The organism is Abditibacteriota bacterium, assembly GCA_017552965.1.
In the GTDB taxonomy this organism is placed as follows: Bacteria; Armatimonadota; UBA5829; order UBA5829; family UBA5829; genus RGIG7931.
Window position 1 is genome coordinate 1 of record JAFZNQ010000100.1, and the last position, 10729, is coordinate 10729.

Genomic DNA, 10729 nt, shown 5'->3' on the forward strand with positions numbered 1-10729 from the left:
TATGGATTACGAGGAATAAAGATGAACAAAGCATTATGGGTACTGCTCATTCTCATGAGCGTGACGGCGGTATTTGCCGCCCCGTCGGACCTCATCGTCACGGACTTCGGCGCCAAAGGCGACGGCAGGACCGACTGCACCGAGGCCTTTCAGAAGGCCCTTGACGCCGCCTTTGAGGCCGGCGGCGGCAACGTACAGGTCCCTACGGGCATATACGACGTCAGAGGCAATCTGGTCATCAGGTCAGGCGTGTTTCTCGTGGGCACCTATCAGGCGGGCCCCACGGAGCGTTTTGACGGCAAGCCCGAGGACGTCATGGGGCAGGGCAGCCTGCTCCGGGCTTACGCCGGCCGCAACAAGCCGGAGGACAAGCCCTTTATAGAGCTGGTGGGCTCCAACAACGGCGTGAAGGGACTGGTGATATACTATCCCGAGATAGACTACATGGACGCGCCTCCCGTGCCCTATCCGCCCTGCATCGCCGGCTATACGGGGGACAATCAGAACGTCATCGACGTGATGCTCTGGAACGCCTATGAGGGCATCAGGCTGGTGGGAGTAGGCCGCAGCTTCATCAGCAAGGTCTATGGCTACCCCTCCAAGAGAGGCCTCTACATAGACAAGTGCTACGACATCAGCCGGGTGGAAAACTGCCACTTCTGGCCCTTTGGCAACACCGGGTCCAAAAATCCCGCCTACGGCGAATGGATCAATCAGAACGGGGTGGCCTTTGAGTTCGCCCGCACCGACTGGCAGTACGTCTTCAACTGCTTCTGCTTCGGCTACGGAGTGGGCTACAAGTTCAGCCAGTCCGACGCGGGAGCCTGCAACGGCAACTTTCTCGGTCTGGGAGCCGACAGCTGCGCCGCGGGAGTGCTGGTGGAGGCCGCTCAGGCTCCGGGCCTGCTGATCACCAACGGGGAATTCGTGGGCCGCTGGCGGAGCCATGACTCCGTGGGAGTGGACGTGGCCCCCGACACCACGGGCAAGGTGAGCCTGTCCAACTGCGCCTTCTGGGGGCCTCTGTGCTACGGGGTCCGCAACGCCGGCGCCAATCATCTGTCGGTCATAGGCTGCCACTTCGAGAACTTTGGCACCGCCGCCATCAACGTGGAAAAGGGAGACGCCATCGTGCAGGGCAACACCTTCCAGGCGGGGCCCAAGCACCTCATACTGGACGAAGGCGTGAAGGAAGCCATAGTGAACGCCAACATAGCCTCCGAGAGGCTGATCATAGACAACCGCATAGGCTCCAAGGCGCAGGTGGCCCTGAACACCCCCGATCCCGAGGCCTCTCTGACCGCGGCTCAGAAGGACTGCTACACCGTGAACGTGGGCGAGCCGGGAGACGAGCCCTTTGTCACAGGCGTCCACGGCAAGGAAAGAGTAAAGCGCTGGACCTCGGACAAGGCCGTCCTGCTCCTGCCCGTGAACAAGAACAAAAAGGTGACGGTGACCCTGGAGCTGGCAGAGCTGCCCGAATCGGCTCTGGCCAACGACGCCGGAGTGTATCTGGAGGGCAAAAAGCTGGCAGGCATCACCAAGTCGGGGCCTCAGACCCTGTCCTTCACCGTGAACACGGGGAACGGCGAGATGCTGAAGCCGGAGCTCAGGGTAAAGGGCTGGTTTTCCGAATCGGGAGACCACAGGCTCCTGGGAGCCGGTCTCGCCCGGATCACAGTCTCCGCCGGCAAGGGGACGCCCTTCGTGGTGAACCCGCCGGCCAAAAAGGACGACAAATAAAAAAACACACGGGAAAGCGGCCTCGCTTTCCCGTGTTTTTATATCTTAAGTTATATATGATGGTTGATATCCAAAACAGGATTCTCAACAATCTTGATTTCACAACAAGTCCTCAAACAGTGAATGAAATCCAAACGTATTCACAAAATAATTACCCTTATACTTTTTAAGTGATCTTTGTATGTCTTTTTTTTCGTCGAATAGTTTTCCCGAGTCAGCGGAACTTAGGAGGTTGAAGAATATTCCGTCAAGAAACGAAACATAATGAATATTACTGCGAGTAGGCTTTTTATCAATAAAATCTATAACCTCTTTCATTTGTTTATCTTGCCCCCCGCCGCTTTCTTTCATGTTTTTCTGCTCAACAACATAGTAATCATTCCCGATTTTAATAAAAGCATCAGGAAACTTTTTCGTTGTTCTTCCCTCTGTTGACAAAGGGATGTTAAGTTTTTCGGCGTATCGTTTGAACTCATCCTTTCCTTCCTTGTCGCTCAGCAGATAGAAATTTGTCGGAGTGTCAGTAGAATTGCTTTTGTTTTTTACTCCGAGTTTATCAAGGATAGCAGCAATCTTTTGCGTTCCATAGCTCCCCTTTCTTTTGTGAGAATAACTGTCGCACATTACCTGCATAACTATGTTTGAATACCCGTGTGACTCATACATTTTATGCCTGTTTTTTATGAACTCTTGGATGATGTATTTGAGAGCATCAACTCTGTCATTCTCATCCATATCTTGAAAGCAATTGTAGTTGATATTATGAACATTAAAATACTGACAAAATGCAGAGAAATTCATCCCTTCAGTATTCATGGATTCACTAATGTTTTTTATACAGGCATAGACAGGATCATCATTTATTGTATATCCACTGTCATAGATAAGTGTATAGATGGTCGTAATATTTCTTATAACCTTCTCGTTTGCTTCTGTCAATGCGTTTTTCTCGTCCGAAGTCTGTGGGATAACTAATTGGTTTACAAGTTTAGAGTAAACCGGGTTTATATAACTCTCCTTGTTTTTAACCGAAAGTCGAAAATAATAAAGGTTGGTCTGACACATCGTTTTCTCCATAGATCTTTATGTATGCTATTTCTAAAATGGCCCTTGCAGTATAATAGTCTAATCTTCTTCTACGAACGCCGTTTTTCATGTTTCCTTTAAACGGAGACAGTATTATATCACTTGTTTTTAGTCTGACATCTTCAAGTATGCTGTTAGACTCGTTTATGAATGATTGCCTATCGTTATCTGGAACATTAATATTTATCAAGGTTAATAGTCTGGAACTTACTTTTATCCCCTTGCTCCAATCGTAATTAAAATTCTCTTTATAATCGAATTTTATTCTCTTGGCAGGGTTCGTAGTATCTACTGCACGTAAACCTAGCCAAGCATCTGATTTATTAAAAATAATCTTGATGTTGTTCTTGGGTTGTAGCCTTAACGCCTCGATCTCCGCAAGGGTAGTTATTAAGTCATTGTTTTTGTATATTACTATATCCTCTAACGGCTTTATTGCGTTATCAAAGCATGCGACACATACAGGGGTTTCTGTGTCTTCAAACGGGTTCTCTTCCAGTATTGTTATTTGGCTAAGTCTGTTTTTCTGCAGGTAGTTTGAATTTATAAATGTCTCGGGTACAATGGCGACTACATAATCAGAGCTTTGCAACAATCTATCAAGAGCGATGAGGTATAAGTCATCATACTCTGAAGCATCGAAATATTGCTTGACATCTTCCATAACTTTTTTCCTTGAAGCAGAATAGTTTGAAAGATATGGCGGGTTAGTTATGATTATAGAATTGTCAATACGAGGAACTCGCAGCAAACTATCATTATGTTCCCAGCCTAAGCTATCATCTATATCTAGTCCTAATCTATTCTTTATCCCGTAAAGGTCTGAGCAGTTTATTAAATCCCCTGCACCGGCAAAAGGGTCATACGCAACCGCACGATCAGAACTCTCTATGAAATCTTTAACCTGGGGTTTTAACCATAGTTGAGCCTTGGTGAAAAATTGTCCCTTCGTGATTTTCTGTTTATTCATCGTTCCTCGAATGCTAAACTATTCTATTGCTCACTTAATTATAACTTATTACGCCGAATAAAGCAATAAGTATTAATCACTACAGCTCTATGACCGCGGAGGTGACCACTCCGATGATCTTCCAGCCGTCTCTGTAAAAATCGTCCTCCCTGATCTCCAGGGGGGTGTGCTCCTCATTGAAGGACTCGGGCACCAGCCTGATGGTGCCTCCCCGCTTGAAATATCTGCGTATCATATGCTCCTCGTCTTCCCGGGCCACCACCACCGTGTTGCCGTTGATGGGATACCGGTCCTGAGACACCAGAGCCAGAGCCCCCTCCGGGATGAGCCTGTTCATACAGTCGCCCTCCACCACCAGGAAAAAGTGCTCGTCGGCGTCCTTCAGGCGGTCGTTGTCCACGGGCATGGTGCCCAGGCTCTCCTGCTCGGACCAGGCCGTGTGGCCCGCGTGGACGTGGCCTATGATGGGCACTTCGGTAAAGAGAGGCTCCGCATTGGCGGTCAGCAGCTCCGGGGGAGCGGGCAGGCCGCAGGCCTCGAAATAATCCAGCTTTCTCTCGGGGAGGCAGTCCATATTCTCCGTATAGACCACCAGATTCTCATAGGAAGGGCGGGCGTTTTCGTTGGCCAGCCAGTAGTGAAGGGTGTTGCGGTTGATGCCGGTCTTTTTGGCCAGAGCGGACTCCGTGCCGGCCAGCAGCTTGTCCTGCCGGACCAGGCGGGTGAATTCCTTGGACATGATATTTACTCCTTGAAGGCGTGTTGTTTATCAACTAACAAATATATTATAAACTCCCGGGGCGGCCCTTGTCAACCGTATTCGGGCCCCGGGCGAAAAAAGTTGAAAAATCAACAAATTTTTTGAAAACCGGTTGACAGTCAACAAAGCTCTGTGGTACAATAGAATTGCGGGTGTTGAAGAGTCAACACGACGCCGACAATATATTTCGGAGGATAACTTATGAATAAGTACCTGGAGCTGATGAAGGCCTTCGGCCTGAGCGCTGCCATGACCCTCTCCATGCTGGCCGCCCTGTGGGCGGGAGCCCAGGCCGGCGCGGGCAACCTCGTTCCCGGCAAGTGCTGGGCCCTGTCCTTTGCGGCGCTGACCGCCGCCGTCCCTGCGGGCTTTGCCGTCCGGGAGAAGATGCGGGCAAGGCGCAGGAAGGCCGCCTTTCCGCCCGTGAGGCGCAGGAGCGCCCTCGGCGCCTATTCGGCGAGAGCCGCCAAAAACTGCAAAAAAGCCGGGTGACCCCGGCCCACTCTTTGCCGGCAGACCTGCGGGTCTGCCGTATTTTTTTATTGACATAAGCCCGTAAAATATATATAATAAAAATATAAGAAACTTCAATTCCAAGGAGACACACCGATTTATGGACAGCGGCCCATGGTCCCATCCGTATCTGATCCACCTGCTGAATCTGCTGCTGGCAGCGCTGCTCATCGCCCTGAACGGGGTGTTCGTGGCAGCCGAGTTTGCCTTTGTGCGGGTGCGCCCCACCAGGATCCATCAGCTGGACAGGGAGGGCTCCCTGAGGGCCCGGGTGGCCCGCTTCGGCATAGAGCATCTGGACGCCTATCTGTCCGTGTCGCAGCTGGGCATCACCCTTGCCAGCCTGGGCCTGGGCTGGCTGGGAGAGCCGGCTGTGTCTTCTCTCCTGAGGCCCGTGTTCCGGTTTTTCGGCATCACCTCCGGCGCCCGGTCCATCAGCGTGCTGGTGGGCTTTGCCCTCATCACCTTTTTGCACGTGGTGTTCGGCGAGCTGGCTCCCAAGACCATATCCATCCAGCGCTGCGAAAAGGTGGCGCTGGCTCTGGCCATACCCATGCGCCTGTTTTACATACTCTTTCTCCCCTTTGTGTTCCTGCTGAACGGCTCCGCCAATCTGGTGGTGCGGCTGGCGGGATTGTCCCGGCAGACCGACGAGGGCCACTCTCTGGAGGAGCTGCGGATGCTGGTGGAGGATTCGCTGCAGGAGGAGCCGGAGGCCGAGCCCGGGGAGGAGACCGGGGCGGACAAGGAGCAGAGCGAAAAGCAGATGCTCCGCAAGGTGTTCTACTTTGAGAAAAAGGACGCCCGGGACATCATGGTGCCCCGTCTGGACACCCACTGCCTGCAGATAGAGGCTTCGGATGAGGAAAATCTGAAGTTCATCGCCCGGACCAAGCACACCAGATATCCGGTGCTGGCAGAGGAAGACGGCAGGGTAAAGGGCATTCTGAACATCAAGGACCTGGTGGGGGCCGACAAGCCTCTGGCGGAGCTGCTGACGGAGCCCATGTACGTGTCGGAAAACATCAGCCTGGACAGGCTGCTGGACAAGATGCAGCACCAGAGCCAGCAGCTGGCTGTGGTGGTGGACGAATACGGCCTGTTTCAGGGCATAGTCAGCTCCGAGGACGTGGTGGAGGAGCTGGTGGGAGACCTGAAGGACGAATACGACGGGGACGAAGAGATCATGATCCACCATCCTGCCGAGGGCCTGTGGCACGTGTCCGGCAAGCTGTCCTTCACGGAGCTGGCGGAGCTGCTGTCCATCAGCTATCCCGCCGAAGAAAAGGACGTGGCCACGGTGGCCGGCTTTGTGCTGGAGCAAAAGGGGAGCATCCCTTCGCCGGGAGACGCCTTTGTATATGAAGACTACAGATTCTGCGTGACGGCCATGGACGGTCAGAGGATACTGAAGGTGACCGTGACCAGGCTGGACCGGAAAAAGGAGTAACGCATGCTGACGAAATACCTGGCGCTGTTATTGCTGCTGCTCACAGCCCTTCCTCTCTCGGCTCAGGTGGCCGTGTTTGAAGCAGGCCGCCCGGGCTGTACCCTGCGAATATGCGAGAACCCCGCCCCCGAGAACAGATGGGACGGCAATTATATACTTGAAAATACGCCGGAAGGCGCCTATGTCCGGCCCCTGGCCGCCCGGGACTATCTGTATTTTTCCCTGGAGCCGGAGCTGCGGCGGGCCGCCGGCAGCGAGCCCTGGCTGGTGATAGAGTGCGAGAGCGAATCCTTTGGCATGCTGAACCTGAGATACGTGTCCTCCGCCGACCGGTGGCAAAAGGCGGCGGCGGTGCGGCTGTCCCCTTATCTGGGACGGGACCATATATGCCTGCCCCTGCCGGACGCGGCCTTTGACGGCTCGGAAAACGGCGGGGCGGACTTCCGCCTGGAAGCCCCCTCCCTTCACGTCTATTCGGTGCAGGTCCACAGGGAAAAGCCGGCGGGCTATCCCGACGCCTACGGAGAAGAGCGCCTTGGGCAGATACTGGCCTCATTCGAAGGCCTGCCCCGGTCCCGGGCCGGGGAGGGCATGATGTACGTGCTGGGGGACAGCATCTACGACCTGGTGGTCCCTCCCTCCGAACGCTGGACCATACCCTTCGGCCACAATTCCGACCCTTCCACTGAGGCCATGCACCGGTCCTTCGGCGCCACCAGCCTGGAGAGCTACGTGACCTGGGAGCTGTGCGAGCCGGAAGCCCGGGACCGCTGGGAATGGGACAACTGGGACCGGCAGGTGGCGAACCTGCAGGAGAGGGGCCTGAAGCTGACTCCCTTTTTGATACTGGGCCCCGCCTATTCGGTGCCGGCCTGGTTCAGGGAGACGGAGGACCACGCGGGCTGCGTGTGCCTGGAGCACGGCGCGGAAAGCAAGATAGAGAGCCTGTGGAACCCCCGTCTCATGCCCTGGGTGGACAGATTCCTCTCGGCCTTTGCCGCCCGCTACAACGACCCGGCCAAGCTGGAGACGGTGCTCCTGGGCATACAGGGGGATTACGGCGAAGCCATATATCCGGTGACAGGGGGCTGGACCCAGATCATACCCGGGGAGTATCACTCCCACAACGGCTTCTGGTGCGGCGACCCTTACGCTCTGGCGGACTACAGAGCCTGGCTCAGGGAGCGCTTCGGCTCCCCGCAGGTCCTGGACCGCCGGTGGGGGACCTCCTTCGGGGACTTTGACAAGGTGGACTTTCCCGCCCGGGGCGAAGAGGTGGGCCGGTATATGCAGGCCCTTCCCAAGGCGGACAAATACGTGAAAAGGCAGTATCTGGACTTTATGGAGTGGTACCGGGGGTCCATGGGCAGGCTGGCAGACGAGTGGATGGGCATAGCCGAAAAATACTTTGACAGGGATATACCCATATACCTGTGCACCGGCGGCAACATGGAGCCTCAGCACGGCAGCGACTTTTCCCTCCAGTGCAAGATAGCCGCCAAACACCGCGGCGGCGTGAGGATCACCAACGAAGGCTCCGAATACAAGTGGAACAACTGTCTGGTGCGGCTCATAGACACGGCCTGCCGTTTCTACGGCGCCAAATTCGGCCACGAGCCCGCCACCGACGTGACTCCCGACGGCCTGACGGCCCGTATATACGGCGCCGCCTCCTCCGGGGCAGACCAGCTCCACGAATATGCCCGCAACGTGTTTTCCACAGCGGAGCGCACTGCCATACACAGAAAAAACATAGGCTTTCTGGAGCGCTATCCCGAGCCCGTGGTGCCGGTGGCCCTCTTTTATCCCCTGACGGGCATGACTCTGGACATAGCCCGGGAGTGGGGCCGCTTTACAAATTTTTCCGCCCGGCTGCGGGACGTCACGGACCACGACTTTGTGGACGAGCGGCTCATCCGGGACGGAGCCCTGAAAAAATACCGGGTGCTGGTGCTGCAGGGAGGCGATATGGCGGAGCCGGAGGACGCATTGAAGATGAGGCGTTTTGCGGAGGCCGGAGGCCGGGTGATCATAGTGGGGGACGACCCCATAGAGGACCCGGCGGGGACCGGCGAGTCCCGGCGGCTGCTCCTGGAGGGCCGCTGCGGCTCCGGCAGCATAGTCCGGGCCCGGGACCTCTATGAGACCCGCAGGCTCATCAGGGAATATCTGGAGAAGGACTATCCCATATACGACCTGGCAGACGACCAGGTCTTCGGAGCCCAGCCGGACAAAAACACCCTGCTGTTTCACAACGCTTCCGGCGAGTCCCGGGAGGCGCGGTACATCTGGAAGGGGAGAGAGCGCTCCGTCGTCATGGAGCCCCACAGCATCAAAAAGGTGGGATTATGATCAGGCTTTTCTTTTGTCTTTTGCTCGCCCTGTGCTCCGCGGGCCTTTTGGCGGAGCCGGCTGCCGTGTATGAGTGCGGCGGCGGGGCCAACAGTCTGTTTCTCATAACGAACGCCGACGGCAGATATGACGAAGCCCTGCTGGACGGCAGGCCCTGCGTCATGAACCGCAGCTTTGCGGACTATCTCTATTTTGCCTCGGATCCGAATATACGCAAGACCCTGACCGGCAGCCTGTGGATAGCGGTGCGGGGTTCCTCCGACGTGCCGGGGGAGATGAAGCTCAGATACAACTCCGCCTCGGAACCCTACACATACGCTCCGGGCCAAAGGCTTTTGTGCGGCGCGGAGGACACTCTGGTCTTTTATCTGCCGGACGCCGCCTTTGCAGGCAGCCAGAACGGAGGCGCTGACTTCCGTATAGAGACCTACCGATTCCGGCTCACAGGCATAGAGATATACAAAGAGGAGCCGCTGCTCGCCGTCCTCAGCCCGGAGCAGCGGCAGAAGGGCGTCATGGAATATATCGGCTCCCTGCCTCAGGCGTCCCTGCCGGCCTCGGACCCTATGGAGTTCGTAGTCTGCGGCGACGACGGCTTTGGCAGGCAGGCGAGAGAGCAGAGGCAAAAGGACCCGGCCTTCGGCACCAGCTTTGACGACGAAAGCTGCGCCATACTGAAAAAGCTGGGAGTGTCGTCGGTGCAGTGCTACGTGACCTTTGAAGGCCTTATGCCGAACAAGGAGGGGGTCTGGGAATGGGGCCCCTGGGACAGGGAACACGAGGTCCTGAAAAAACACGGCCTCCGCTACAGCCCTTTTCTTATACTCGGCCCCTCCTACGCCATGCCCGACTGGTACCGCAAGACCCCGGCCTTCAGGCCGGGGAAGTGCCTGGAGCACGGGGAGAGCAACCTCATCGACAATATATGGAATCCGGACACGCCGAAATACGTCGAGATGTTTCTCCGGGAATGCGCCGGGCATTATGACCACTCCTTTCTTCAGACGGTGCTCCTGGGCATCCAGGGGGATTTCGGCGAAGCCATACACCCTGTCATGGGGGGTCTGGCAGGCATAGAGCCGGGCAGCTATCACGGCCACAAGGGCTTTTGGTGCGGCGTGCCGGAGGCTCTGGAGGACTACAGGGCCTGGGTCAAACGCAAGTACAGCTATCTGCCTCTCGTCAACAAGGCCTGGGGCAAGGACTTCCGGACCTTCCGGGACGTGGATTTTCCCGCCCGCGGGGAGGCCCTGGAAGCGCTGGAAGCCAACATCAGGGACGCCTCGCCTCAGGCCAAAAGAGAGTATCTGGACTTTGTCACCTGGTACAGGGAGGCCATGAACGAATATGCGGAGATGTGGCTGAAGCTGGCGGCCAAATATTTTCCCGACGTGCCCGTTTATCTCTGCACGGGAGGAAACGGCGAGCCCCAGCACGGCAGCGACTTTTCGCTGAACGCAAAGCTTTGCGCCAAATACGGCGGGGGCATACGCCTTACCAACGAGGGCTCCGTGTATGTCCACAACAACCTGGCCACCCGCCTGCTGACCTCCGCGGCCGTTTTTTACGGCGCCAAATGCGGCAAGGAACCCTTCGGCAACGTGACCCCGGAGGGAGTGGCGGCCCGGATATACGGCTCCGTCACCTCCGGCGCCGCTCAGCACGAGGATTATTTCAGGAACCTGACGGACCACCCGGACAAATACGGCAGTGTGGCCCGGTACGCGGGGCTTTTGCGGCGGGAGACCATGAGGCCCATGCCGGTGGCGCTCTATTATCCCAATATAGCCTGCACCCTGGGGGAGGCCCCCTGGTGGCCGGATTATGAGAATATCCGCTATATGGTCAACTGCGA

Annotated in this window: 8 protein-coding genes; 5 read left to right on the forward strand and 3 right to left on the reverse strand. The window is 56.1% G+C overall.

Annotation, left to right across the window (positions count from 1 at the left end; all coding sequences use genetic code 11):
* The first annotated feature begins 21 nt into the window (after positions 1 to 21).
* Positions 22 to 1743, forward strand: coding sequence for a hypothetical protein (locus tag IK083_08420; GenBank protein ID MBR4749577.1), 1722 nt, complete (start codon positions 22 to 24; stop codon positions 1741 to 1743).
* 99 nt (positions 1744 to 1842) lie between these two features.
* Here the strand turns inward: IK083_08420 and IK083_08425 are convergent, their stop codons facing one another.
* From IK083_08425 to IK083_08435, 3 genes are all read right to left on the reverse strand, one after another.
* Positions 1843 to 2808 carry a hypothetical protein gene (locus tag IK083_08425; GenBank protein MBR4749578.1) on the reverse strand — a complete coding sequence of 322 codons (966 nt, stop codon included), beginning with the start codon at positions 2806 to 2808 and terminating at the stop codon, positions 1843 to 1845.
* Positions 2768 to 3799: a hypothetical protein gene (locus IK083_08430; protein ID MBR4749579.1), complete on the reverse strand. Its 1032-nt coding sequence runs from the start codon at positions 3797 to 3799 to the stop codon at positions 2768 to 2770. Before IK083_08430 ends, IK083_08425 begins: the two co-directional genes overlap by 41 nt.
* A 79-nt stretch (positions 3800 to 3878) precedes the next feature.
* On the reverse strand, positions 3879 to 4538 hold the full coding sequence (locus IK083_08435; GenBank protein MBR4749580.1) for a hypothetical protein: 660 nt from the start codon (positions 4536 to 4538) through the stop codon (positions 3879 to 3881).
* A 222-nt stretch (positions 4539 to 4760) separates the two neighbouring features.
* Between IK083_08435 and IK083_08440 the strand changes: the two genes are divergently transcribed.
* The 4 genes from IK083_08440 to IK083_08455 form a co-directional block, all read left to right on the forward strand.
* Positions 4761 to 5051 (forward strand): hypothetical protein, encoded by a 291-nt coding sequence (locus IK083_08440; GenBank protein ID MBR4749581.1) that lies wholly within the window; start codon positions 4761 to 4763, stop codon positions 5049 to 5051.
* A 121-nt stretch (positions 5052 to 5172) separates the two neighbouring features.
* Positions 5173 to 6522 (forward strand): HlyC/CorC family transporter, encoded by a 1350-nt coding sequence (locus IK083_08445; GenBank protein MBR4749582.1) that lies wholly within the window; start codon positions 5173 to 5175, stop codon positions 6520 to 6522.
* Positions 6523 to 6525: 3 nt separating this feature from the next.
* Positions 6526 to 8874 (forward strand): family 14 glycosylhydrolase, encoded by a 2349-nt coding sequence (locus IK083_08450; GenBank protein MBR4749583.1) that lies wholly within the window; start codon positions 6526 to 6528, stop codon positions 8872 to 8874.
* A partial coding sequence (locus tag IK083_08455; GenBank protein ID MBR4749584.1) for a beta-galactosidase occupies positions 8871 to 10729 on the forward strand: 1859 nt, incomplete at its 3' end. The genes IK083_08450 and IK083_08455, both read left to right, overlap by 4 nt.